Source organism: Dyella nitratireducens, from assembly GCF_014642835.1.
GTDB classification, from domain to species: domain Bacteria; phylum Pseudomonadota; class Gammaproteobacteria; order Xanthomonadales; family Rhodanobacteraceae; genus Dyella_B; species Dyella_B nitratireducens.
Genome location: NZ_BMJA01000001.1, coordinates 2,215,026 through 2,240,838 on the forward strand (window position 1 = coordinate 2,215,026; position 25,813 = coordinate 2,240,838).

Sequence of the window (25,813 nt, forward strand, 5' to 3'; positions counted from 1 at the left end):
TACACCGTACAGTTTAGAAAATCCGTTTCTTGCGCAAGCTACTCGTGACTCTCAGTCAAGAATGGGCGCATAATCGCCACCAGTCTTTATTCTGGAACACGCTATGGAAGACTTTTCCTCTATCTCCGCTTTTGTTCGGGTCGTGGAAGCGAAGAGTTTTGCGTCAGCCGCCGCCCAGCTCGGCATGACCCCCTCCGGTGTCAGCCGCGCCGTTTCCAGGCTGGAGGAACACCTGGGCGTCCGGCTGCTGTTCCGCTCCACCCGAACCTTGCGCCTGACCGACGATGGCGCCTCGTTCTATACACGTTGCAAGGAGATCCTCACCGATCTCGCCGAGGCGACCGAGTCGCTGGGTTACGCCCACCGCAAGCCCCAAGGCAAGTTGCGGGTCGGCATGTCTGCCTCGATTGGCCGCACCACGATCGTGCCCAAGCTGAGTGAATTCCAGCATCGCTACCCGGAGATCCGGCTGGAATTGATGATGTGCGACTACCCGTACGATCTGAACGAGGAAGGCGTGGACTGCGCCATCCGCATGGGCGAGCTGGAAGATTCCAGCCTGATCGCGCGCAAGATCGGCCACTTGCGCAACGTACTGCTGGCCTCGCCGGAATACCTGGAACGCTACGGCACCCCGGCAAGCATTGAAGAGCTGAGAAACCACCGCTGCATCAACTACGTCTACCAGAACGGCAAGCCACGGCAGTGGTCGTTTGATACGCGCGATGGCCGCATCGAAGTGGACGTCAACGCGCATTTGCTGATCAACGATGGCGAATCCGTGATTCAGGCGGCCATGGCGGGCTTGGGCATCATCCAGGCGCCACACGTGATGGCGACATGCGCGCTGGAAGTGGGCAAGCTCGAACCGATCCTCACCGACACTGTGTCCACCGGCAAGAACGTGTGGATCGTGTATCCGCAAAAAAAACATCTCTCTGCGCGCGTGCAGGCCTTCATCGAATGGGCGCGCGAGTTGTTCGAGCGGCCCTTCGAATCGGTGTGTCCGATTGCGCCGGTAGTGGAGGCGTTCCGGCCGCCGTTGCCGGCAGTGCAGAAGGAAAAGCCTGTGCGCGCACAGTAGGTTGGGGTGCAAACCCCAACGTTGTGATCGCAATCGGCATGGCGATGTTGGGGTTTGCACCCCAACCTACGAGTCAGGCGCCGGCAGGCATCAACAGCAACAACGCCGCCCCCAGCGCAATGCGATACACCGCAAACCACGTAAAACGATGCGTGCGGATGTAGCCCAGCAGCCACTTCACCGCCACGAACGCCACGATCAGCGACACCACGAAGCCGACGATCAATGCGCCCCAGTCTTCGTGCGCCGCACCGCCGCCTTTGAGCACTTTCAGCAACTCATAGCCGGTCGCTGCATACATGGTCGGAATGCCGACCAGAAACGAAAATTCCGTTGCGGCGGGCCGATTGCTGGTGCCCGCAAGCATGGCCGTGAAAATCGTTGCGCCCGAGCGCGAGGTGCCCGGAAAAATACCCGCCACCATCTGCGCCATGCCAACCAGGATCGCTACTCGCCACGTCACGTCGCGGCGGTCGACCTGCCGCGCAGCAATCGCTTCTGCGCCCAGGATCCAGAAGCCGCCGATCAACAAGGCCCAGGCAATCGGCGTCACTGTTTCGGGCAGCTTGAAGCCATAGTGCGTCACCACCAGGCCGAGCACGCAGGTAATCAGGAATGCCACCAGCAGCTTGAGCAGATAGGCGCGGTTGGCCGGTTCCTGCCACTGGGTGAGCAATTCCCAGATGCGTTTCCAGTAGATCAGCGTGATGGCCAGGATCGCACCGGCCTGAATACCGACATTGAACAGATCGGAACGAGCACCAAGCCCGAAGCTCTCGGCAATCAGCAGATGCCCAGTACTGGAGATCGGCAAGAATTCGGTAATACCCTCGATGATGCCGAGCAGAATCACATTGACGAGATCGTGCACGTGAAAGACTCCTTGGGGGATGGGCAGTGACGTGGTTGGCCGACGCCCAAAACGATATAGCTTAGGCTTAAGTCCTGCTTCGCCGGATGGTTAACCGCCGTAAGTGTTTTCCGATACGACGTGAAAAGATCATGCAGATGACCAGCAAAACCACCGATGCCCAAACGCATTTGCGCGAGCTTGCGAAGCTGCGCCGGGTGCGCGACCGGATCGACCGGGAATACGCGCAACCGCTGGACGTGGAGGCGCTCGCCCGCGGCGTGAACATGTCGGCCGGGCACCTCAGCCGCCAGTTCCGGCTCGCCTATGGTGAATCGCCCTATTCCTATCTGATGACGCGGCGCATTGAACGCGCGATGGCGCTGCTGCGCCGTGGTGATCTCAGCGTCACCGATGTCTGTTTCGAGGTGGGTTGTTCCTCGCTGGGCACCTTCAGCACGCGCTTCACCGAGCTGGTCGGCATGTCGCCCAGCGCCTATCGGCGTCAGCAGGCGCAGGCAACCGAAGGCATGCCCTCGTGCGTGTCCAAACAAATCACCCGTCCGATCAGGAATCGAGAAGCGCCGGTCCCCGAGCCGTCATTAGAGTGATCGCACCTTCTACTTGGGAACGATCACCATGGACATCAGCATTCACTCCACCTTCCTTCCGCAGACCGACCCCGAAGCATCGCTGGCGTTCTATCGCGACATCCTGGGCTTCGAGGTCCGCAACGACGTTGCCTATGGCGGAATGCGATGGATCACCGTCGGCCCCGTTGGCCAGCCCGGCACCTCGATCGTCCTGACCCCGCCGGCCATCACGCCCGGTCTCACTGATGACGAGCGCCGCACCATTACCGAAATGATGGCCAAGGGCACCTACGCCATGATCATCCTGGCCACCAAGGACCTCGACAGTACCTTCGAGCGGATCCAGGCCACCGGCGCCGAAGTGATCCAGGAACCGACCGCCCAGCCTTATGGCGTACGCGATTGCGCCTTCCGTGATCCTGCCGGTAACCACGTCCGCATCAACGAGGTGCGCTAAACCGTTCGGCAACTCCAGCCCCGGCAGCCACAAGCGGCTGGGGTTTTTCGATGAAATTCGTGATAGCACCATATATGTGCAAATCATGCACTTATATGGTGCTAAAAAGACGTGCGCCTATGACCCATTTTTGTGCAATCATTTGAAGTTCTGGATATTTTTACAGTGTTTTTACGTTGGTACAGTGCTTGCTCTAGAAGCACGCGCGATCCCCAATTCACGAATCATCGAGGTTTTACATGTCCGCCAAGAAAGTGCTCGACCTGATCCAGGAGAAAGAGGTCGAGTTCGTCGACCTGCGTTTCGCCGACATGCTCGGCAAGCACCACCACGTCACCTTCCCGGCTCACGCTATCGACGAGTCCACGTTCGAAGACGGCAAGATGTTCGATGGTTCCTCGATCTCCGGCTGGAAGGGCATCAACGAATCGGACATGGTGCTGCTGCCCGACGCGGACACGGCCTACCTCGATCCGTTCAGCGCGCACACCCAGCTCGTCCTGCATTGCGACGTGCTGGAACCGAGCACCATGCAGGCCTACGGCCGCGATCCGCGCTCCATCGCCAAGCGCGCCGAGGCTTACCTGAAATCCACCGGCATCGCCGACACCGCTTTCTTCGGTCCGGAGCCGGAATTCTTCATCTTCGATGCCGTGCGCTGGCAGAACGACATGGGCCGCGTGTTCTATGAAATCGAATCGCAGGAAGCCGCGTGGAGCTCGCGCTTCAAGTACGACGAAGGCAACAGCGGCCATCGTCCGGGCGTGAAGGGCGGCTACTTCCCGGTCAGCCCGGTCGACTCGCTGGGTGACCTGCGCGCCGACATGTGCAAGGTGCTGGAATCCCTCGGCCAGGTGGTGGAAGTGCATCACCACGAAGTGGCCAACGCGGGCCAGTGCGAGATCGGCGTCAAGTTCAACACGCTGGTGACCAAGGCCGACGAGCTGATCACGCTCAAGTACGTGATCAAGAACGTGGCTCACCAGAACGGCAAGACCGTCACCTTCATGCCCAAGCCGATCGTCGGCGACAACGGCAGCGGCATGCACGTACACCAGTCGCTCAGCAAGGACGGCAAGAACCTGTTCTCCGGTGATCTGTACGGCGGCCTGTCGCAGCTCGCGCTGTGGTACATCGGCGGCATCTTCAAGCACGCCAAGGCCATCAACGCGTTCGCCAACTCCACCACCAACAGCTACAAGCGCCTGGTGCCGGGCTTCGAAGCACCGGTGATGCTGGCCTACTCCGCGCGCAACCGTTCGGCGAGCTGCCGCATTCCGTTCGTGTCGAACCCGAAGGGCCGCCGCATCGAAGTGCGCTTCCCCGACCCGATCCAGTCCGGCTACCTCACCTTCACCGCGCTGATGATGGCGGGTCTCGACGGCATCTTGAACAAGATCGATCCGGGTGCGCCGGCCGACAAGGATCTCTACGACCTGCCGCCGGAAGAAGAGAAGAACATCCCGCAGGTCTGCTCCAGCCTCGACGCCGCACTGGAAGCGCTGGACAAGGACCGCGACTTCCTCAAGGCCGGCGGCGTGTTCACCGACGACTTCATCGATGCCTACATCGAACTGAAGATGCAGGAAGTGACGCGCTACCGCGCTAGCACGCATCCGCTGGAATTCCAGATGTACTACGCGATCTGATTGCGGTTGCAAGGTTGTAAAGACAACGGGTGCTTCGGCACCCGTTGTTGTTTGTGTGCCGAACAGAGCGACGTAGGCTGGGATGAAATCCCAGCACCTGGGGGGTAAAAGCTGGGATTTCATCCCAGCCTACAAAAGCTCCAGCTTGCGGCTTTATCCCTAACAAACCGCGTTTCATGGCAGGCTCGATCCATGCATCCATTTTCAATGGCGGAGCGAAGGCAGCATGGCGACACGGGTAACGGGCAAGCGAATCGCACTAGGGCTCATCGCATCCATAGCGTGCTGTGCACATAGCCTGTATGCCGCACCGACGTCCTCCGCGACAACCGCCATAAGCCGTCCCTTCGATCAACCGCAGCCGTTATCCGGCCCTGGCCCCAGCGCACAAACCATCAAAGCCTGGCAAGACCGCAAGTTCGGCATGTTCATCCACTTCGGCCTGTATTCCATTGCCGGCGGCATGTGGAACGGCAAGCGGGTGGACAACGGCTATAGCGAACAGATTTTTGCGAATGGGCCGATTCTTGCGAAGGACTACGAAGCACTCGCCAAACAATTCGATCCGGAGAAATTCGATCCTGATGCGATCGTCGCGCTGGCCAAGGCCGCCGGCATGAAGTTCATCGTGATCACCGCCAAGCATCACGATGGCTTCAACCTGTTCCAGACGGCACAGACCTCGTACAACGCCGTGGATGGCACGCCGTATCACCGGGATATCGTGAAAGAACTCGCCGATGCGTGCGCGCGCGGTGGTCTCAAGTTCGGCGTGTATTACTCGACGATCGATTGGCATCACCCGGGCGGCAACACGTACATCGAAGGCAACAGCAATCCGATCACCTCAGAGCAGGAAGCTTTCAACGTCGCGCAGCTGAAGGAGCTGTTGGGCCATTACGGCCCCATCTCCGAAATCTGGTTCGACATGGGCAAGCCTACGCCTGCGCAAAGCGCAGACTTTGCGCACACCGTGCATGCGCTGCAGCCGCAGACGATGATCTCCGGCCGCGTGTGGAACTACTACGGTGATTTCGCAGTGATGGGCGACAACGCCGAGCCCGATGTGGCGATGGAGCTGCCGTGGCAAGCGCCGGCCTCCATGTTTCCGGAGACATGGGGTTATCGCTCGTGGCAAGAGAGAAAGGATTTGCCGGGCAAGATCCGCGAGAACATCACGCGACTGGTGCGCGTCGTCAGCGGGGGCGGCAATTACATTCTCAACATCGGGCCGAAAGGCGACGGCTCCGTCGTGCCGTACGAGGCACAGGTGCTGCAGGGCATCGGCACATGGCTGAAACAGAGCAGCGAGGCGATTTACGGTACGCGTAAGCAACCGTTCGCTGCGTTGGATTTTGGCTATGCCACGGTCGGCCCGCACGCGCTCTACCTGTTTGTGGCAAAACTGCCGCCGGATCACCAGCTGCATGTACCAGGATTGGCGGATACCGCGTTCGGCCCCGCTTATCGATTGGGTGCGCCTGAATCGACGGTAGACGTGCAGCGCGATGGGCATGACGTAAGCATCGCGTTGGATCATCTCGCCCATTGGCCAACGGCAGATGCCGGCGGCAACATCGACAACTTCATGCCAGTGGTTGTGCTGCCGCTCAAAGGCCCGCTGCGCGTTCGTCCGCAGATGATCGCTGCCTCCGCCGACGGCAACTTCCATCTGCAACCATCCCAGGCCGAGCACTACCTCAACTACAACGGCGAGGGCTATGAAGCACCCGCCACGCTGTACAAGCTGAGCTGGCAGCTCGATGCAAAGGCGGCCGACTACATGCTCACCCTGCACTACACGCCAGCAGCCGCCGAGGCGAAGGTGGATGTGTGGATTGACGGCCAGCGTTATCCGCTCAGGCTGTCTGGAACGGATGGCGCCAGCCCATCACTGCGCATTCGCCGCAACCCTGTCGCGCATCCTTACGCCATGCACGTCGAGCTGACCCCTTCCGCACCCTTCGAACAGGGCACGGCGCTTCCGGTGACCGTGCAATCGGTGGAGCTGTCGCCGATCCCATAGACCGTCTCGCCAAGGTCATAAGTTGACCCGTCGCGTCCAGGCATCTGCCGTAGCGCAGTGCCTGGCATGCGGACAGGCGCGGCCAAGCGCGTGGCATAAACATTGCTGTCCCTGCCGTTTGGTGACGCAGTTCACAAAATGGACGACTGCATCACCGCTTCTGGGCTCACGACCAGTTGTACAGGGGAGATATGCGGCTGTCCGATTCTCGCGTCAATCATGGAAGCATGCCGGCTTCGCTGCTTGGCTTGCTCGCCTGCGGCCATGGCATGGCCTTTATCGATCGCTATCTACCTGCTGTCGCAGCCCCGTTGCTAAGGGCGAACCTGGGCCTGTCGGATACGCAGATGGGGCTGCTCGACGGGCCCGCGTTTGTACTGCTTTATGGCGTGGGCATGCTGGCCAGCTGGCCGCTGGCGCGCTCGCCCTATCGTCTTCGCTTGCTGGCCGGATGCATCGCCACATGGATGCTTGGCATGGCCGTGTTCGCGCTGGGCAACTCCTTCGGCGTGCTGATCGTGGCGCGTGCCCTGGTTGGCCTTGGACAAGCGGCCTTCGTGCCGCTTGCTCTGGGATTGATCGTGGACTGCTCGGCCCCGCGATGGCGAGCCCGTTCCATGGCCCTGTTCACCGCGGCATCGTCTGCCGGGCACAGTCTTTCGATGCTTCTGGGCGGTGCGACGCTGGCACTGCTCGCGAAGTGGACGTCCGTGCCGGCCGCCGCTCACTGGCGCTGGCTGTTCCTGGTCATGGCGGCGCCCAACGCCGTGTTGATCCTCTTGCTGCTGCGCCGGGCGGAGCGCCCGTATGCACCATCGCTGCCGCCTGGTCGCGTTTTCAGCCAGATGCGGGCTGCGTTTCGCGAATCTCCATGGGTGATGAGCATGTATCTGTGCGGTGCTGGCGCCAGCATGCTGGTCATCCAGAGCATTGGTGCATGGGCGCCGTCAGTGCTGCATCGAGAGCAAGGGCTGACGCCCGCGACCGCCGCCCTGGTCTTCGGCGCATCGCTGCTCGTGGCGGCGCCGTTGGCGAATTTCATCGCCGGCACGCTGGTCGACAAGCGCGGCGAGAAGTTGCCGCCCATGACGATCATGGCGGTGCTGCTGCTGATGGCCGTTCCCGTGTTCTGGTTTATTCCCTGGTCGACGTCGGCGGTGGCGGCGTGCGTTCTGTTGACGGCAGCCTGGCTGATTGGCGCGATCGCCGCCGTCACCCTGCTGGTGGGATTGCCATCCATGCTGAGTGCCCCGCTGCATGACATGGGCCTGCGCGTGTTCCTGACCTTCGTCACCGTGGTGGGCGTCGCGCTTGGCCCGCTCATCGCGGGCGTCGTGAGCGATGGCATGCACTTGGGCACGCATGGTCTGTCCTGGGGCCTGAGCGAGGTATGCCTGGGCGCGGCGATCGTGGGCATCGTGGCGGCGTTGCTGTCACGCAGCATTGGACAGCGGGTCGCGATCGAGGCAGCCCGGTGAGCGGCATCTTCGCCTTCGACAGCGCAGCCTACGATACGGATGACGCTTTTGCGCGCTATTGCGAGCTCTATGCGCGCGGTGCGGACGTGGAGCGCACCGGCACGCCGTTCTTCGCCCGGGTGCGCAGCTGGCGATTGGAGCGCACGCTATTGTTTGCACGCGAATACGGCGGCATTCGCCATCGTCGTGGCGCGCGTGTGGCAGACGATGGCTTCGATCACTTCGTGCTAAACCATGTCGTCAGCGGCGAACTGGTGGGTGGCCCGATGGGTCGCGCCGTGCCGGTTGCGCCAGGCGAAACCTTGTTGACCGACACGTGTCAGCCGATGGAAACCGCCGCAGAGCGCGTCTGCCTGATCACCGTGAGCCTGGCGCGCGATGCCACTAGAGCGGCGGCTGGCGATTTGAGCAACCTCCATGGCTACTGCATTGGCGCGCATGAGGGCGCCTTGCTGGCCGCCATGCTGCGGGCACTGGTCGAGCAGGCGCCGCGGCTTTCGCATGGGGCGCATGCGGCCATCACACGCACGCTGGTCGATCTTTTGTCCGTGGCGATCAATCCCTTCGGCTCGAGCGCCCGCTCGGAGTTTTATCGGCTCGAACACGTGCGCCGCGAAACGGTTGGTCGATTGATCGAAGCGAATCTCGGCACGCCGGATTTTTCCATCCAGGACATCATCAACGCCACCGGTATTTCCCGCGCGGCGCTTTATCGTCTGTTCGAATCCTGCGGCGGCGTTGTGCGCTTTCTTCAGCTGCGCCGGCTGCAGCAACTGCGTGATCGCCTGGACGACCGGGCGTTCGATCATCGATCGCTTGCCGAGTTGGCCCCGATGCTGGGTTTCTCCAGCGAAAGCCATGCAAGCCGTCTGTTCAAGCAGGCCTTTGGCATAGCGCCTGGCGCTTACCGTGCCGCCAGCATCCGCGGCACCCCGCATCCCACGGTCGAGCTGATGGCCCGCCGCTGGAATAGCAGCCTGAGCGAGCTGCGCTGATCCCGGTACGCGCCCCTTCTTGCACGCCTGTTTCAACCCTGAGACGTACAGGCATGTTCCTTCATCTGTCAGATCGCTAGCATTGATTGCGATAAAAAACTGAGATTCAAATCACGTTTTTGACAGTCACTGCGGCATGGAACGGCCGTGCGTGAAACAGGGGACAACTGATGGAACGCCGATTTCACTTCATCTCGGGCCTGCCAAGGTCCGGGTCGACCTTGCTTGCGGCCATTTTGAGCCAGAACCCGCGCTTCCATGCGGGCATGAGCGGCCCGATGGGTGGCGCCTTCGGCACCATGCTGGGCGAGCTGAGCGGCCGCAACGAGTACTCGGTGTTCGTCACCGATGAGCAGCGCCGCCGCATGCTCAAGGGGATGTTCGATCACTACTACGGACCCGAATATGGCGCCGAGGTGGTGTTCGATACCAATCGCGTCTGGTGCACGCGCATGCACCAGCTGAAAGAGTTGTTTCCGCAAGGCAAAGTCATCGCCTGCGTGCGGCACGTGTCGTGGATCATCGACAGCATCGAACAGCTCGTGCGCAAGAACACGTTCCAACCCTCCTCCATTTTCAACTACCAGACCGGCGGCACGGTGTATTCGCGTGCCGAAGGCTTGGCCAACGGCGAGGGCATGGTCGGCTTTGCGTATAACGCTTTGAAAGAAGCGTTCTACGGCCATGACACCGCCAACTTGATGCTGCTGCGTTACGAAACGCTGGTCAGCAACCCGGCGCACGCCATCGCCGCGGTCTACGACTTCATCGGCGAAACGCCTTGCGCCCACGACTTCGAAAACATCAGCTACCAGGCCGATGAATTCGACCTGCGCGCGGGCACGCCGGGGCTGCACACGGTGCGCAAGAAAGTCGAGGCGCGCGAACGCAGCAGCGTGCTGCCGCCGGACGTATTCCGCCGCTTCGAGAACGACATGTTCTGGCTCGATCCCGCGCTGAATCCGCGCGGCGTACGGGTGGTTTGAGCGTGGCGCATCCGCGCTGCGCAGATCTTCTTCTTCGATCGGACAAGGCACGCCACGCGCGCAGGTACGCGGCGATGCCCGACAACAACACACAGGCCAACAGGGGGCCATTGCCGTGAATCGCATCTACCGCATTGTTTTCAATCGCACGCTCGGTGTCATGCAGGTCGCATCGGAACTGACGAACGCGCCCGGCGGCGCCATCGTGGGCGGGACGGACGCGGCGACCGCGCAAGCGCCGAAATCGCGCAGGCTGGCGCTGGCAGTGAGCATGGCGCTGGCCCTGGCGACCTCGCCAGCATGGGCACAAACCTGCGTGCCGAGCGCGAGCACGATCTGCGGTACCTCTGGCGGCAACGGCGGCAGCGGCGTGCAAGGCAGCACGATCGGCCAAGGTGGTGCTGGTGCGGTGAGCTCTGGTGCCTATGCCAATGGGGGCGGTAATGGTGGACCTGCTGCCGGCACCGGTTCGGCAGGCCAAGGCTTCGCCGGCAGCGGAGGCGCTGGCGGCAGGATGGGCGTCAGCGGCGGCGCAGGTGCGGGTGGCGGATTGAACACCCACGGCTATGGCGGCGGCGGCGGTGGTGGTGGCGGCTTCCCGAGCGAGACCGGTGGCGGCGGTGGTGGCGGTGGTGGCGTGGGGCAAACGGTCGGCAGCACGTCCTTTACCAATTCGGGTTCGGTGACCGGCGGCAGCGGCGGCCACGGCGGCGATGCCGGTCATGGCGGGAGCGGCAGCAGCTCGGCTTATGGTGGTGGCGGCGGCGGCGGTGGCGGCGGCATTTTTACCAGCGCCGGCACCATCGGTAATACCGGCACCATCAATGGTGGCAGCGGCGGCAACGGCGGCGGTGGCTATCATGCAGCCAACGGCGGTGGCGGTGGTGCGGGCCTGAGCGGCACCAGTTTCTCGCTGAACAATTCCGGCTCCATCACTGGCGGCGCGGGTGGCGCGGGCGGCGGTGCAGTCAGCGACGGCGGCACGGGTGGCAGTGGCGGGAATGGCGGCGATGGCGTGGAAGCGTCGGGCGCGGTCATCACCAACACCGGGCAAATCCAGGGTGGTACCGGTGGCAGCATCACCGAAGCCGGCGGCAGCGTCGGGAATGGCGGTGTGGGCATCGTATCCACCGGGGGAACCACGGTCTTCAATGCCGGCTCCATCGCCGGCGGCGTGAACGGCTCCGGCGTACAGGCCAATGCCATTACCTTCAGCGGCGGTGGCAACAAGCTGGTGATCGAGTCCGGCTCCAGCATCAGCGGGAACGTGGTCAGCAGCAGCGGCAGCAGCAACGGTGGCGATACGCTTGGCCTGGGCGGCGCCAACGCCGGCAGCTTCAACGTGGCGCAGATCGGCGCGCAATACACGGGTTTTACGCAGTACGAAAAGCAAGACGCCAGCACCTGGACCCTGACCGGCACCACGACGCAGACCACTGCCTGGACTCTCAACGGTGGCACGCTGGCGATTTCCAGCGACAGCAACTTGGGTGCAACGGCCGGCTCGCTCACCTTCAATGGCGGCACCCTCAAGGCCACGGCAACGATCACCACCAACCGCGCCATGGCACTGACCGGCGCTGGCGGTATTGACGTCGACACCGGCATGACGCTGACCGCCAACGGCGTGATTTCAGGCGTCGGCGCGCTGACCAAGACCGGTGCAGGCACGTTGTTGTTGACCGGCGCGGAGACTTACACCGGCACTACCACCATCAGCGCCGGCGCGCTGGCGCTCAGCGGCAGTGGCAGCATCGCCCAGTCGGCTGGCGTGATCGACAACAGCACGTTCGACATCAGCAATACGAGCGGAGCTTCCATCCAATCGCTGGGAGGAAATGGCAACGTCAACCTTGGTGCGCGCACGCTGACGCTAACCAATGCCAGCGATACCTTCAGTGGTTCCATCAGCGGCAGCGGTGGATTGACACTGAATGCCGGGAACGAAACGCTTACCGGCGCCAACAACTATTCGGGTACGACGACGGTCAACGGCGGCACGTTGTCGGTGACGTCCGGCGGCACCCTTTCCAACACGAAGACGTTGATTGACAACGGTACCGTGGTGGTCGATGGATCGGGCTCGAACATTACCGCCACCCTTCCTCCCGGTGGTACGCCCATCATGGTGGGCGATAACGGCACCGGTACGCTGACCGTCAGCAACGGTGCGACCGTCAACAGTAACGGCCAATTGAACATCGGCCAGAACGCAGCCGACACCGGCACGGTGACCGTCACCAGCGGTGCGCAACTGTCCAGCAGCACCTTCATCAATGTCGGCCAACTTGGCACCGGTACGCTCACCGTGTCCGATGGCGGCCAGGTCAGCGCCAGCAGCTTCTTCTCCATCGCCGACGGCGGTGGATCCAACGGTACCGTCCTGGTTACCGACAGCGGTTCAAGCCTCAGCTCGCCGAACATCGCGGTGGGCAATCACGACGGCACGGGTAGCCTCACCGTCGCTAACGGCGGCACCGTCACCGCTACCAGCAGCTTCGTGATCGCCGCGGATAGCGGCTCTGTCGGCATCGTGAACATCGGCGCCGCGGCGGGCGATGCTCCCGCAGCGGCGGGTACGTTGAACACCAGCACCGTCGCCTTCGGCAATGGTTCGGGCACGCTGGTGTTCAACCACACCGACACCGGCTACGTGTTTTCACCAGTGATCACAGGAGCCGGCACGGTCGACCAGCTGGCGGGCACCACCATCTTTACCGCGGACAATAGCTACAGCGGTGCGACCAACATCAGCGGTGGCACGTTGGAGTTGTCGGGCAGCGGCAGCATTGCCTCGTCCAGCGGTGTAACCGTCAACAACGGCACCTTCGACATTTCCGCGCTGACCAATGGTGGCACCACCATCGGCGACCTTTCCGGTGCGGGCACGGTTGCGCTGGGTGGCAATACGCTCACACTCGGTACCGCCAACAGCACCGAGTTCGATGGCGTGATCGCTGACGGCGGCATTGCGGGTGGCAGCGGCGGTTCGTTGGTCAAGCAGGGCAGCGGCACGCTCGATCTGACCGGCACGGAGACTTACACCGGTAGCACCACGGTCAACAGCGGTACGCTGCAATTGTCGGGCTCCGGCACCATTGCCGCATCGAGCGGCATCAACGTCAGAAGCGGTAGCAGCCTCGACATGTCCGGTTTGACTAATGGTGGCACCACCGTTGGTGATCTTTCCGGTGCAGGCACCGTCGCCCTGGGCGGTAACACGCTCATGCTCGGTACCGCGAACAGCAGCGAGTTCGATGGCGTGATTGCTGACGGCGGTATTGCGGGCGGTAGCGGCGGTTCACTGGTCAAGCAAGGCAACGGCACGCTCGATCTGACCGGCACGAACACCTACACCGGTAGCACCACGATCAATGGCGGCACGCTGCAGTTGTCAGGCTCCGGCAGCATTGCCGCATCGAGTGGCGTCAACGTCAGCGGCGGCAGCAGCTTCGACATTTCCGGCGTGACCACGCTCGATGCCACGATCGGCGACCTTTCCGGCACCGGCACCGTCACGCTTGGCGGCAACACGCTCACGCTCGGTGCCGCGAACAACAGCGAGTTCGACGGCGTGATCGCCGATGGCGCGCTTGGTATCGGTGGTGCCGTCGTCAAGCAGGGGAGCGGCACGCTCGATCTCACCGGCGACAATGCCTATACCGGCAGCACCACCATCAACGGCGGCACGCTGCAGTTGTCGGGAGCCGGCAGCATTGCTGCATCGAGGGGCGTCAACGTCAGCAGTGGCAGCAGCTTCGACATTTCCGGTTTGACTAATGCTGGCACCGCCATCGGCGATCTTTCCGGCGTGGGCACAGTCGCCTTGGGCGGTAATACGCTCACGCTCGGTACTGCGAACAACACAGAGTTCGACGGGGTGATCGCCGGCACCGGTGGTTCGCTGGTCAAGCAGGGCAGCGGCACGCTCGATTTGACTGGCACGAACACCTATACCGGTAGCACCACAGTACAGGCGGGTACCTTGCAGCTGGCTTCTGGCGGGTCAATCGCGGGCGCCGTCAATGTGCAGAACGGGGCCACGCTGAGTGGCTCCGGTTCGGTGGGTGGCCAGGTTGACTTGGCCTCCGGTGCAAGCCTCAGCTCCACCGGCACCTTGACCCTGGGCAGCCTGGTCGCCGAACAGGGCAGCCAGCTCAACGTTTCGTTGGGTGCGCCCGGTCCGAACTTCACCACGCTCGGCAGCGGCACCAACGTTACCGTCACCGGCAACCTGGAGCTGGATGGCGCCACGGTGAACATCGGCAACAACGGCAGCATGGGACCGGGTTTGTACAACCTGTTCAGCTACGGCGGCAGCCTGGTGCAGAACAACGGCGGCCTCAACCTGGGCAGCACGCCAGCCGGCAGCAGCTTCTCGATCCAGTACCTGTCTGCCGACAAGCAGATCAACTTGCTCAATACGGCTGGCCTCACGCTGAGCTTCTGGAACGCGAACGGCCAGGCCAGCGCCAGCCAGCTCGGCGGCGGCAGCGGCACCTGGTCGGTGACCTCGCCCAATTGGACCGATGCGAGTGGCGATGCCACGGCGCCGATGCAGCCGCACCCTGGCTTCGCCATTTTTGGCGGCGCGGCCGGCACGGTGACGGTGGACAACAGCGCGGGCGCCGTGCAGGCCACGGGCCTGCAGTTCGCCAGCAACGGTTACGTCTTGAATGGCGGCTCGCTGACCCTGGTGAGCGGCAACGGCAACGCTCCGGTGATCGCGGTTGGCGATGGCAGCAGCGGTAGTGCGAGCTGGGTCGCCACGATCAACAACGCGCTGGTTTCCAGCGCAGGCTTGGCCAAGACCAATGCCGGCACCCTGGTGCTGGCCGGCGACACCACCATTAGCGGAGGTGTGTCGGTGCAGGGCGGCGAGCTGGACTTGGCCGGGTCCGGCAGCAGCGTCAGCGGCGGCGTCAGCATGGCATCGGGTACCACCCTGGCGGTGGGCGTGACCGGCGCGAGCGTGACCGTGACCGGCGCCAACGGCGTTGCCAACAGCAGCAGCGGCAGCAATGGTTCTTCCGGCGCGTCGGCCACGGCCGGTGGCGCGGGTGGTGCAGGTTACGCCGGCGGTGCCGCGGTCAGCGGTACCGGTTTTGTGCTGAATAACCAGGGTCAGCTGGTCGGCGGCGCGGGCGGCGCAGGTAGCAGCGGTGGTCAGGGCGGTTTTGGCGCCATGCACGGTCCCAAGTACTCGGGAGCGCCGACAGCCGGTGCTAATGGCGGCATGGGCGGCAGCGGTGGCATCGGCGGCGCGGGCGTGAGCGGCTCGGGGCTTACCTTCACCAATACCGGCAGCATCGTCGGTGGCCAGGGTGGTGCAGGTGGCGTGGGTGGGCGTGGCGGTTATGGCGGCAAGTATTGGGGTGCCACACCACTTCCTTCTGGCAGTGCCGGTAGCAGCAGCGCTATAGCCGGTGACGGTGGCCTCGGCGGTGCGGGCGGCGTGGGTGGTCAGGGCGGCGCCGGCGTCTATGCGGCTGGTCAGAGCGGTCTGACCAACAGCGACTCGATCACGGGTGGCGTCGGCGGCGCGGGCGGTCAGGGCGGTTTGGGCGCCACCGGCGGCTCGACCGATTTCCTTGTCAGCGGCACCACCGCTGATGGCGGCGCGGGTGGCGCTGGTGGCACGGGCGGCTACGGCGGTGCCGGTGGCGCGGGCGTGAGAGGCAGCAACTTCAGCCTCACCAATAACAGCAACGCATCGATCGTCGGTGGCCAGGGTGGCAACGGCGGCGCGGGCGGCAACGGCGGTCAAGGCGGCTATGGGAACAGCAACGGCGTCACGGGCGGCAATGGGGGCCTCGGCGGCGATGGCGGTGCTGGTGGCGTGGGTGGCACCGGCGGCAATGGCGTGCAGGGAACGCAGTTCACCCTGACCAATGCTGGTTCGGTGGTCGGCGGCATGGGCGGCACCGGCGGCTCTGGTGGAAACGCCGGCTCGGGCGGCGGCTCGCATAGCGGTACCGCAGGCGTTGGTGGCAATGGTGGCAACGGCGGTGCGGGCGGGGCCGGTGGCAGTGGCGTGCAGGGCACGCAGTTCACCTTGACCAACAGCGGCTCGGTGGTTGGCGGTGCCGGCGGCCAGGGCGGTGCTGGCACGGGTGCCGGCGCACAGTCCGGCATGAATGGCAACGGCGGCGCGGGTGTGAGCGGCTCCGATTTCACTCTCACCAACACCGGCACCATCGCTGGCGGCACGGGTGCCCAGGGTGGCGTCGGCGTGGTGTCGAGCGGCAACTCGACCATCGTCAATGCCGGCACTATCAGCGGAGGCCTGAGCGCCAGCGGTGTGCAAGCCGATGCCGTCGATCTGAGCGGCGGCGGCAACACGCTGGTGCTGGAAGCCGGCTATGTGTTCAACGGCAACGTGGTGAGCACCAGCGGCAGCAGCAACGGTGGCGACACCCTCGAACTCGGCGGCAACAGCAACGCCAGCTTCAACCTGGGACAACTGGGTGCGGTGGGCAGCAACGCGGCGATCCAGGGCTTCGCCCAGTTCACCAAGAGCGGCACCAGTACCTGGACGCTCACCGGTACCGGCAATGCCAGCCAGGCATGGACGATCACCAACGGCAGCCTGGTCGGCAACACCACCAGCCTCGTCGGCAACGTGACGTTTGCACCGGTGAGTGGTGGCAGCGCGAACCTGACCTTCAACCAACCCGCCAACGGCAGCTTCAGTGGCACGATCAGTGGCGACGGTTCGTTGATCAAGACCGGCACCGGCACGCTGACCCTGACTGGCGCCAATACGTATACCGGCGGCACCACGATCGCCAACGGCACGCTGGTGGGTAACACCACCAGCCTCACCGGCACTATGACGTTCGCACCGGTGAGCGGCGGCAGCGCCAATCTGACTTTCAACCAGTCGAGCAACGGCACTTTTGCCGGCGCGATCAGCGGCAACGGAGCGGTGACCAAGACGGGCAGCGGCACGCTGGTGCTGACCGGCGCCAACACGTACACCGGCGGCACCACGATCGCCAACGGCAGCCTGGTCGGCAACACCGCCAGCCTCACCGGCAACGTGACGTTCGCGCCGGTGAGCGGTGGCAGTGCCAACCTCACCTTCAACCAGTCGACCACCGGCACCTTCAGCGGCACGATCAGCGGCACCGGCACGCTGACCAAGACCGGCAGCGGCACGCTGACCTTGACCGGCGCCAACACGTACACCGGCGGCACCATGATCAGCAACGGCACGCTGGTCGGCACCAGCAGCAGCATTGCCGGCAATGTGACGTTCGCACCGGTCAGCGGCGGCAGTGCCGACCTGACGTTCAACCAGTCGACCAACGGCAGCTTCAGCGGTTCGATCAGCGGCGACGGCTCGTTGACCAAGACGGGCAGCGGGACCTTGGTGCTGACCGGCGACAACACCTATACCGGCACCACCACCGTCAATGGCGGCCTGTTGCAGGTGGCCAACAACACCACCAGCGGCATGATCAACGGCAATGTCACCAGCACCGGCACGGTGGCGTTCGATCGTTCCGACACGGTGATCTACAGCGCGGTGATCAGCGGCACCGGCAACGTGGCGCAGATCGGCAGCGGCACCTTGATCCTCAACGGCGTGAACACCTACACCGGTGGTACCACCGTGCAAGCGGGCACGCTGGAAGTGGGTGACAGCACGCACACCAGCGCGTCGATCCAGAACGACGTCACGGTGGATGCCGGCGCCACCCTGCGCGGCCACGGCACCATCGACGGCAACGTGACCAGCGACGGTACGGTGTGGCCAGGTGGTTCGGTCGGCGTGCTGACCATCAACGGCAACTACACGCAGAACGCCGATGCCAGCCTGCAGATCGACATCACCCCGGCGCAGGCCTCGGAATTGCTGGTGAACGGCAATGCCAGCCTGGCCGGCAAGCTGAACCTGATCTACGCGCCAGGCAGCTACCCGGGCGGCAGCTATACGCTGGTGCAGGCGAACGCGTTGAGCGGCCAGTTCAGCACGGTCACCGCCAGCGGGTCAGTGCCGACGACGAATGATCCGCAGGTCACCTACAGCAGCACGCAGGTGGACCTGGTGATGGCCCCGGTAATGGTCGCGCCCCACGACGGCGCCCTGTACGCCAACCTGATGCGCAGCGCCAACCTGACCGGCCAGCAATCGCTGACCACCGTGCTCGGCGCCACGCTGCGTTCCGGCGATACCGCGTGCAACGGCGACAACGCCGCGCACGCCAACACGGTGGCGTCCGCGTGCCACAGCGATCTGTGGGTGCAATACAGCGGTGGCAGTGATTCGTTGTCCGGCGCCAACGGCTTGAACAGCTCGCTGTTCGGCCTGCAGGGTGGCTTCGATCATGCAGTGGCCGAGACCGTGCACCTGGGCGTGGAAGCCGGCTTCAACCGCATCAACGGCAGCGACCACCAGGACGGCAACGGCAGCATCGACAGCGTGCACGGTGGCGTGTACGCCTATGCCAACGCGGGACCGGTAGTGCTGTCGGGCGTGCTCGACGCCACGCAGACCAACTATCGCGTGAATCGCCAGACCGGCATCGGCCACAGCGTGGCGACACCCGATGGCGACATCACCGCTATCGCGCTGCAAGCCGCATGGCCGATGGCGGCGGCGCAGTGGCAGGTGACGCCGGCGGTCGGCGCGTTGTACCAGCACCAGACGCTGAGTGGCTTCGGCGAAACCATGGCCAGCAGCAACCCGTTGGCACCGGCCTACCTGTTGCAGGACGGCCATGGCTCGTACAACACCATGCAGCCGTATGCACGCGTGCTGTTCTCGCGCCCGTTCGTGGCCCAGGGCATCAGCTACGTGCCGCAATTCGATGTGGGTTATCGCTACGACACGCGCGGCAGCAACCCGGTGGTGCAAGCCACCAGCTTCGACGGCACGGTGTTCGCCATGCCGGGCGAGACGACGGGCCGCGGCATGGCGACGGTGGGGGCGCGCATCACTGCGCAGGCCGGTGCGTCGTGGAGCCTGTACCTGGATTACCAGGGACAGTTCTCCAGCCATGTGAATGACAACGCCTTGAGCGTGGGCTTTACCAAGAAGTTCTAAGGAAGCCGGGTGGGTACCTCGACACGACGTGTCGGGGTGCCCGCGACCTTGCACGGGAGTCCTGGGAAAATGCGATCGACAGGACGCCATGCGGTTGCTTGGCCGTGACGTCAAAACTCCCCTGGACATTCAACACTCCCAGATCCGTCGTCCCGGCGAAAGCCGGGACCCAGCGACTTGCAGATCGTCAAAGACACTGGGCCCCGGCGTTCGCCGGGGCGACGAATCGCTAGCGTTGAATGGGCTGGCAAACATAGAGGCTTCGGTTGAGTGGCAGATGCTTGTCTAGAGCGCGGCGAATTTTCCCGGACAGCAACTATGTGACGAGATGGCGCTGCATGACCAACTCACCATTCGGCGCCACGCCGACATGCACGAAGCCCAGCCGGGCAAGAATGCGCTGCCCCGCCCGTCGCTCGAGCTTGCGGTTCTCCATCGTCGCCACCAGGCGCTGCGGGCCGCCCGGCTCACGCGCGAGCGCGGTGAAGCCTTCGATCATCTTTTCCATCAGCCGCACATTCATCCCAACCATCCGACTGTCCGGCCGGATAAAGATGCGCACGAATCCGTAAGAACGCTGATGATCGTCCAGCCGGATCGCGACCGTGCAAACGCCCGCAATGCTTCGCGTCTGCTCATGCTGAAGCACGCACGCGACTTCGAACGAGCGGCGCCAGGCTTCATCAGGGTTCGGCAGGGCGCCTTCCTTCAGCCAGAAGGCCACCAGTTCGCGACGCAAGGGTTCATCGATATTTCCGAACACCCAGCGGACGTTGAGCTGCGGACGTGCGCCGGTCATCGGGCCGCTTGTTTCGGACATGAAAAATCCCCCTTTTTTCGGCGCAGGCTAGTATGCGCGAACCCGATCCACGACGCGCTTGAACACGTTACGCGCACGATCGACCACTCTTGGTATGAAGAGATGTTGCAACATTTCTGTCATTCCCGCCCCGTAGGGTTGTTGGATGACCTCAGGTAACCGATGCTCGCGGCGGGTTCCATGCCGCCGTCAGGCGGAACGCGCATGACGATCACGCGGCGTGACTTTCTGCGTGGTGCTGGCGCGTTCGTTGGCGCGTATGCGTTAGGTGATACATGGCGCATGGCAAGGGCTTCCACCATGCCGATGGCGATGCCAGCGCGTACCAGCGCAGCGATGTTGGCCGCGCCCAAGGTGCCGCTGATCAATCCCACGTCGCTGGCGAGATTTGTCGACCCATTGCCCATTCCATCCGTGGCGCGTGCTGCGGAACAGCGCGCAGATCCGGCCAATCCAGGCCACACACTGCCCTGTTATCGGATCGAGATGCGCGCATGCAAAGTGCGCCTGCATCGCGATATTCCGACGACACCGGTGTGGGGCTACAACGGTCAATTTCCCGGTCCGAGCATCGAAGCACGGCGCGGCGAACCGCTTTTAGTCGAATGGGTGAACGCACTGCCCTCGCAGCATTTCCTGCCGATCGACCACACGCTGCACGGCGCGGAAAGAGACAAACCCGACGTGCGCGCCATCACCCACGTGCACGGTGCGCGCGTGCCGGCCAAGGCGGATGGCTTTCCGGATGATTGGTATACGCCCGGGCATTCCGTGTTGTATCGCTATCCCAATGGGCAGGATGCAGCCACGCTGTGGTATCACGATCACGCGATGGGCATCACGCGGCTCAACATCTACGCTGGCTTGTTCGGTGCCTACATCGTGCGTGATGCGGAAGAACAAGCGCTCCATCTGCCTTCCGGCGACTACGACATGCCGCTGATACTGTGCGATCGGCTCGTTGCCCAGGATGGACAGCTCTACTATCCCGTGTCGGATGACCCCCATGCGCCGTGGGTGATGCAATGCCTCGGCAATCTCGTGCTGTGCAACGGCAAGGTTTTCCCTTATCTGGACGTCGAGCCACGGCGCTATCGTTTCCGCCTGATCAACGTCGCCAACACGCGCTTCTTCGATCTGTCGCTATCGCACGATCAAGCCATGCAGCAGATCGCCAGCGATCAAGGTTTGCTGCCTGCGCCATTGGAACGCGCACGCATCGAGCTCTATCCCGCCGAGCGTGCGGACGTGGTCATCGACTTTGCCGGCTTTGCCGGCAAATCCGTGCAATTGCGCCATGAATCGCAAGGCATCGTGGAGTTTCGCGTTCGTGCGCAAAGTAGCCGCGATATGTCCGCGTTGCCTGCAACGCTGCGCCCGGTCACACGCATCGATCCGGCCGCGGCCGCGCGCGAGCGCATTCTCACGCTCAACGAAATCGACGATGCCAACGGCAATGCCATGCAGATGCTGCTCGATGGCAAGCGCTGGTCCGATCCCATCACCGAAAATCCGCGCCAGAACAGCATCGAAACCTGGAGCTTCGTCAACCTTACCGGTGATGCACACCCCATCCATGTGCATCTGGTGCGCTTCCAGGTGATCGATCGCCGGCCGTTCGATCTGTTTGCGTGGAATGCCCACCGCAAGCTGGAGTTCACGGGACCCGCCGTGCCGCCGGAGCCGCAAGAACTTGGCTGGAAAGATACGGTGCGTGCAGATTCCGGCATGGTGACGCGCATCGCCATGCGTTTCGACGGGGAGCCCGGCCGTTACGTGTGGCATTGCCACTTCCTCGAACATGAGGACAACGAAATGATGCGACCCTTTCAGGTATTGCCGGCGCATTCGTAAAGGCAGCGTCAATACAGCGTGCACTTTGTAACGTTTGTCGCACCATTGTCATCGCTCTATGACGCGATGTCGCGCTCTTGCCAACGTTGCGTCACATGAGCGGCGCAGACTTCCCGGCGGTCTGTGGGGATAAGCCAAATCGCAGACCGTAATCAGGGGGATTACTCGATTGCAGGCTTTCGCAGCATGCCAGCAGGAGACACCAGTTATGCCCACGAAGTTTGGCCGTACCCGGTTGAAACCCTTTGCACTCTGTGCACTCATCACCAGCCTTGTCGGCGTGGCGAACGCGCAGAATGCCGATCAATCCAATGACGCAAGATTTCGCGCCAACGTACCTGCTACCGCGATCAAGCCCGTAAGCGGCCAACCCGGTGGTGCCGTCACGCTCTACAGCCCTGATTCTACCGATGCGAGCAATCGCACGCGCACGCCGATCAAGCACGTGATCCTGCTGATCGGTGAAAACCGCACCTTCGATCACGTGTTCGCCACCTACACGCCGCCGAAGGGACAAACGGTCGAGAACCTGCTGTCCGAAGGCATCGTCAATGCCAATGGCACGCCTGGCCCGAACGTGGCCAAGGCGGAGCAGTGGCAGGCGAGCCAGACCGGCGACTATACGAATTCGCCCACACACACCAGCGCCTATACCAACCTGCCGTCGATGAACACCGGTGGCGCGCCCACCCAGGCGTATCTCTCTTCGGTGGCGCAAGCAGAAGCGATCGAACCGGCCTTGCCGACCGCCTACTACCCCTACCTCGCCGAAGGCGGCACGGGGTTGCCGAACGATGTCGTCGACACGCGCTTCCCGGCCACGCTGGCGAATGCACCGGTCGATATGCACGCTTCGATCAGCTACAACGACTACGCCAACAGCCCGGTGCACCGCTTCTTCCAGATGTGGCAGCAGCTGGATTGCAGCACCAGCCATGCCACCTGGAAAAATCCCAGCGGTTGCCGCGCGGACCTGTTCCCGTGGGTGGAAGTGACCATGGGTGCCGGCAACAACGGCAACACCCAGCCGGCCAATTTCACGGATGAAAGCACCGGTGAAGGTTCCACCTCCATGCAGTTCCTCAACATGGCGCAGGGCGACGCACCGTACTTCAAGCAGCTGGCCGAGCAGTATGCGCTCAGCGACAACTTCCACCAGTCGGTGATGGGCGGCACGGGTGCCAACCACATCATGCTGGGCTTCGGCGATGCGATCTATTACGCCGACGCCAACGGCAATCCCGCCGTGCCGCCGACCAACCAGATCGAAAACCCGAACACGCAGTCGGGCACCAACAACTGGTGGGTGCAGGACGGCTACAGCGGCGGTTCCTATGTGAACTGCTCCGATGACACCCAGCCGGGTGTCGGCGCCGTGCGCAAGTACCTCAAGAGCCTGCCGTACGACACCTTCCGCCACGGCGATTGCAAGAAGGGTGCGTACTACCTGGTGAACAACTACAACCCCGGCTACCTGGGCACCGGTACGCCCGCACCGCTGGGCGCGGACCAGTTCACCATTCCGCCGACCAAGCAACAGAACCTTGGCTTGTTGCTGTCGCGTCGTCACGTCAGCTGGAAGTACTACGGTGAAGGCTGGGATGGTGGCAAGGAAGACGGCGAAGCCGGCACCTTCTGCAACATCTGCGATCCGTTCCTGTACTCCACGCAGATCATGACCAACCCGACCCTGCGCGCGAACAACCAGGACATCAACAACCTCTACAGCGACATCCAGAACGGCACCCTGCCGGCGGTGGCCATCGCCAAGCCGGATGGACTGCTGGACGGCCATCCGGCCTCAAGCAAGCTGGAGCTGTTTGAAGGCTACGTGCAGAAGATCGTGGATGCGGTGAAGGCCAATCCGAAGCTGTGGGACAACACGGCCGTCATGATCACCTTCGATGAAGGCGGCGGCTACTATGACTCCGGCTATGTGCAGCCGATCGACTTCTTCGGCGACGGCACGCGTATTCCGCTGCTGGTGGTGTCGAAGTATTCGAAGGGCGGCCGCGTGGTGCATTCCTACTACGATCACGTGTCCTTCGACAAATTCGTGGAAGCGAACTGGGATCTGGATGAAACCATCTCCAGCCGCAGCCGCGACAACCTGCCGAACCCGATCTCGTTGCCCAACAATCCGTATGTGCCGCTCAACTCGCCGGCCATCGGTGACTTGATGGATATGTTCGACTTCCACCGTCATTGGGACGGCGACAGCACCGCGCAAAACTGAGTAAGCTCCAGCACATACCCTGCCTGCCAAGCAGGCAGGGTATGTTTTTTTCCACCTTTTCGTGATGTGAACGATGAGCCTGCTAGCCCGTTCTACCGGTTATCTCAGCCGCTGGTCCAATCCGGTGGCCGCGTTGGTGTTGATGAGCGCATCCGCTGCCATCAGCAACGGTGCACATGCCGATCCCGCTGATTTCCAGGCCATGCCAGGCCTGTGGAAGATCACCTTGCACACGCTCAAGGACGGCAAGGACCAGGTGAAGTGGAAATGCCTTTACGACGGTGGTGATCCCTGGACAACATTTGTGGACTCGATGGCACCTGCCACCAATTGCCAGCGTAGCAACGAACATCGAACCAGCACGGCACTGGCCTGGAAAGTGAACTGCAGCGAGCACGCCGGCAATGGGCATATCACCTTGGATGCGCCCGATCACTACACCGGCAGCGTAAAGCTGGAAGGCCATGATGTGCTGCAGATCGAAGGCAAGCGCTATGCCGCCTGCACCAGTCCGAGCGATTGATATCGGTTGGGATAGGGAAGCAAAGCGGTAAAGCTGAAGTCCACGCGATGCTGTTTCAGCGCGAGTCGTCATTCCGGTGAAGGCACATTGCTGCCCGGCGAAGATTTTGTCGAAGCTCAGAAAATTGCCGCTGTATAGGCACTTTTTGCAAAGCAATGCAGCGAGGAATTTGTTGTCACCATAGTCTTCAATCTTGCCTTATCGTCATTCCGGCGAAGGCCGGAATCCATGCTTCGTACTGGCGATGGATTCCGGCCTTCGCCGGAATGACGTCGAGGCTAGAACAGGCTTTTCTGCTTCGAACAACGCTTCAGAGAAAAAAAAGGGGATACCTGAGTCCGTGTAGGCTGGGATGAAATCCCAGCACCCGGAACCGCAAGAGAGCTGGGATTTCATCCCAGCCTGCGCATTGATGAGGAAGCAAAGCGGTAAAGTCGAAGTTCACGCGATGCTGCTTCAGCGCGAGTCGTCATTCCGGCGAAGGCCGGAATCCATGCTTCGCACTGGCCATAGATTGACCAGCTTCGCTGTTGAAAAGCGCCTCGGCCTTCGCCGGAATGACGTCGAGTCTAGAACGTGCTTTTCTGCTTCTACTGCCACGTAGGGCTTGAATCGCCAAGCCAATTCTCATTACCTACACCGTCAAGCACATCATCCAGCTGTATGTTGACAGCCTGAAAGATAAAGAAAAGCTCCGCGCGTCCCATCGTTATCATGGCGTCGCCATTCGCCGTGTGTTCGTCGTTGTAGGTAATGTGCGCCATCAAATCCAGCATGGCTTGAATACGTTTTATGGTTTCGTAGCCCTCTCGTGACAATAGATAAAGTTGCGGCCCGCAGCGGCCGCTGTGCATGTCTTCCATGGTGTTCTCCACTCGCTTAGGTCACGCCGCGTATTGCGCGCGGCGTGAAGGGCTTCAGGAAAAATCCTGCTCGTTTTGTCGGAATCAGCTGCTTCCGTTTCGACGAGTGCCCACTTCGGCTCGACGTCGCGCGGTCCGCGCGGCGGAGAAGTAGGGGAAATGCACCAGGGTGGGAGCACGAAGATGTGCAGGTGCCTTATGATGATCGATAACCATAGTCAACTCGCTAGTTAGTTGGTGGTGGCCAGCGGATCGTTTGGGTTGCCTCCCAGGCGATCCGCGCTACTTCTCTCATGTCGGGCGTGTCGTAAGTCATCATCATTTGGGATGGGCACGCCCGACAGCCG

Annotated in this window: 15 protein-coding genes; 12 read left to right on the forward strand and 3 right to left on the reverse strand. The window is 62.6% G+C overall.

Features of this window, described 5'->3' with window-relative positions; translation table 11 throughout:
• The first annotated feature begins 103 nt into the window (after nt 1–103).
• On the forward strand, nt 104–1,084 hold the full coding sequence (locus IEX75_RS10220; RefSeq protein ID WP_188794096.1) for a LysR family transcriptional regulator: 981 nt from the start codon (nt 104–106) through the stop codon (nt 1,082–1,084).
• 73 nt (nt 1,085–1,157) lie between these two features.
• Here the strand turns inward: IEX75_RS10220 and IEX75_RS10225 are convergent, their stop codons facing one another.
• Nucleotides 1,158–1,955: an undecaprenyl-diphosphate phosphatase gene (locus tag IEX75_RS10225; protein ID WP_188794097.1), complete on the reverse strand. Its 798-nt coding sequence runs from the start codon at nt 1,953–1,955 to the stop codon at nt 1,158–1,160.
• 137 nt (nt 1,956–2,092) lie between these two features.
• Between IEX75_RS10225 and IEX75_RS10230 the strand changes: the two genes are divergently transcribed.
• The 8 genes from IEX75_RS10230 to IEX75_RS24305 all read left to right on the forward strand — a co-directional run bounded on the left by IEX75_RS10230 (nt 2,093) and on the right by IEX75_RS24305 (nt 19,170).
• Nucleotides 2,093–2,545, forward strand: coding sequence for a helix-turn-helix transcriptional regulator (locus IEX75_RS10230; protein ID WP_188794098.1), 453 nt, complete (start codon nt 2,093–2,095; stop codon nt 2,543–2,545).
• Between the two features lie 28 nt (nt 2,546–2,573).
• On the forward strand, nt 2,574–2,984 hold the full coding sequence (locus IEX75_RS10235) for a VOC family protein (RefSeq protein WP_188794099.1): 411 nt from the start codon (nt 2,574–2,576) through the stop codon (nt 2,982–2,984).
• Nucleotides 2,985–3,223: 239 nt separating this feature from the next.
• Complete coding sequence (gene glnA, locus IEX75_RS10240; RefSeq protein WP_188794100.1) at nt 3,224–4,633, forward strand: type I glutamate--ammonia ligase; 1,410 nt, start codon at nt 3,224–3,226, stop codon at nt 4,631–4,633.
• Nucleotides 4,634–4,859: 226 nt separating this feature from the next.
• Complete coding sequence (locus IEX75_RS10245; protein WP_188794101.1) at nt 4,860–6,659, forward strand: alpha-L-fucosidase; 1,800 nt, start codon at nt 4,860–4,862, stop codon at nt 6,657–6,659.
• A gap of 191 nt (nt 6,660–6,850) precedes the next feature.
• On the forward strand, nt 6,851–8,137 hold the full coding sequence (locus IEX75_RS10250) for an MFS transporter (protein ID WP_188794102.1): 1,287 nt from the start codon (nt 6,851–6,853) through the stop codon (nt 8,135–8,137).
• Entirely contained in the window at nt 8,134–9,132 is a 999-nt protein-coding gene (locus tag IEX75_RS10255; protein ID WP_188794103.1) for a helix-turn-helix domain-containing protein, read from the forward strand. Before IEX75_RS10250 ends, IEX75_RS10255 begins: the two co-directional genes overlap by 4 nt.
• Before the next feature lie 170 nt (nt 9,133–9,302).
• A complete protein-coding gene (locus IEX75_RS10260) occupies nt 9,303–10,118 on the forward strand; it encodes a sulfotransferase family protein (RefSeq protein WP_188794104.1) in 816 nt (271 codons plus the stop codon).
• A gap of 115 nt (nt 10,119–10,233) precedes the next feature.
• Nucleotides 10,234–19,170 carry an autotransporter-associated beta strand repeat-containing protein gene (locus IEX75_RS24305; protein WP_188794105.1) on the forward strand — a complete coding sequence of 2,979 codons (8,937 nt, stop codon included), beginning with the start codon at nt 10,234–10,236 and terminating at the stop codon, nt 19,168–19,170.
• Nucleotides 19,171–19,486: 316 nt separating this feature from the next.
• Here IEX75_RS24305 and IEX75_RS10270 read toward each other — a convergent pair whose 3' ends face one another.
• The gene (locus tag IEX75_RS10270; protein WP_188794106.1) at nt 19,487–19,969 is read right to left on the reverse strand and encodes a hypothetical protein; all 483 of its coding nucleotides are present in this window, start codon (nt 19,967–19,969) and stop codon (nt 19,487–19,489) included.
• A 225-nt stretch (nt 19,970–20,194) separates the two neighbouring features.
• Here IEX75_RS10270 and IEX75_RS10275 point away from each other — a divergent pair, with 225 nt between their 5' ends.
• From IEX75_RS10275 to IEX75_RS10285, 3 genes are all read left to right on the forward strand, one after another.
• Nucleotides 20,195–21,844, forward strand: a complete 1,650-nt coding sequence (locus IEX75_RS10275) for a multicopper oxidase family protein (RefSeq protein ID WP_188794107.1) — start codon at nt 20,195–20,197, stop codon at nt 21,842–21,844.
• 208 nt (nt 21,845–22,052) lie between these two features.
• Nucleotides 22,053–24,080 carry an alkaline phosphatase family protein gene (locus IEX75_RS10280; RefSeq protein ID WP_188794108.1) on the forward strand — a complete coding sequence of 676 codons (2,028 nt, stop codon included), beginning with the start codon at nt 22,053–22,055 and terminating at the stop codon, nt 24,078–24,080.
• A gap of 73 nt (nt 24,081–24,153) precedes the next feature.
• Nucleotides 24,154–24,603 carry a DUF3617 domain-containing protein gene (locus IEX75_RS10285; protein WP_188794109.1) on the forward strand — a complete coding sequence of 150 codons (450 nt, stop codon included), beginning with the start codon at nt 24,154–24,156 and terminating at the stop codon, nt 24,601–24,603.
• Nucleotides 24,604–25,193: 590 nt separating this feature from the next.
• On the opposite strand, the gene IEX75_RS10290 is transcribed toward IEX75_RS10285, so the two are convergent.
• Nucleotides 25,194–25,466: an XAC0095 family protein gene (locus IEX75_RS10290; protein WP_188794110.1), complete on the reverse strand. Its 273-nt coding sequence runs from the start codon at nt 25,464–25,466 to the stop codon at nt 25,194–25,196.
• Nucleotides 25,467–25,813: the final 347 nt, after the last annotated feature.

What these genes read in the sequence shown, in the direction of transcription:
- IEX75_RS10230 (WP_188794098.1), top strand. Translation starts at nt 2,093, where the DNA reads ATGACCAGCAAAACCACCGATGCCCAAACGCATTTGCGCGAGCTTGCG.
- IEX75_RS10270 (WP_188794106.1), bottom strand. Translation starts at nt 19,969, where the DNA reads ATGACCGGCGCACGTCCGCAGCTCAACGTCCGCTGGGTGTTCGGAAAT.
- IEX75_RS10250 (WP_188794102.1), top strand. Translation starts at nt 6,851, where the DNA reads ATGCGGCTGTCCGATTCTCGCGTCAATCATGGAAGCATGCCGGCTTCG.
- IEX75_RS10235 (WP_188794099.1), top strand. Translation starts at nt 2,574, where the DNA reads ATGGACATCAGCATTCACTCCACCTTCCTTCCGCAGACCGACCCCGAA.
- IEX75_RS10220 (WP_188794096.1), top strand. Translation starts at nt 104, where the DNA reads ATGGAAGACTTTTCCTCTATCTCCGCTTTTGTTCGGGTCGTGGAAGCG.
- IEX75_RS10290 (WP_188794110.1), bottom strand. Translation starts at nt 25,466, where the DNA reads ATGGAAGACATGCACAGCGGCCGCTGCGGGCCGCAACTTTATCTATTG.
- IEX75_RS10260 (WP_188794104.1), top strand. Translation starts at nt 9,303, where the DNA reads ATGGAACGCCGATTTCACTTCATCTCGGGCCTGCCAAGGTCCGGGTCG.
- IEX75_RS10285 (WP_188794109.1), top strand. Translation starts at nt 24,154, where the DNA reads ATGAGCCTGCTAGCCCGTTCTACCGGTTATCTCAGCCGCTGGTCCAAT.
- glnA (WP_188794100.1), top strand. Translation starts at nt 3,224, where the DNA reads ATGTCCGCCAAGAAAGTGCTCGACCTGATCCAGGAGAAAGAGGTCGAG.
- IEX75_RS10280 (WP_188794108.1), top strand. Translation starts at nt 22,053, where the DNA reads ATGCCCACGAAGTTTGGCCGTACCCGGTTGAAACCCTTTGCACTCTGT.
- IEX75_RS10245 (WP_188794101.1), top strand. Translation starts at nt 4,860, where the DNA reads ATGGCGACACGGGTAACGGGCAAGCGAATCGCACTAGGGCTCATCGCA.
- IEX75_RS10275 (WP_188794107.1), top strand. Translation starts at nt 20,195, where the DNA reads ATGACGATCACGCGGCGTGACTTTCTGCGTGGTGCTGGCGCGTTCGTT.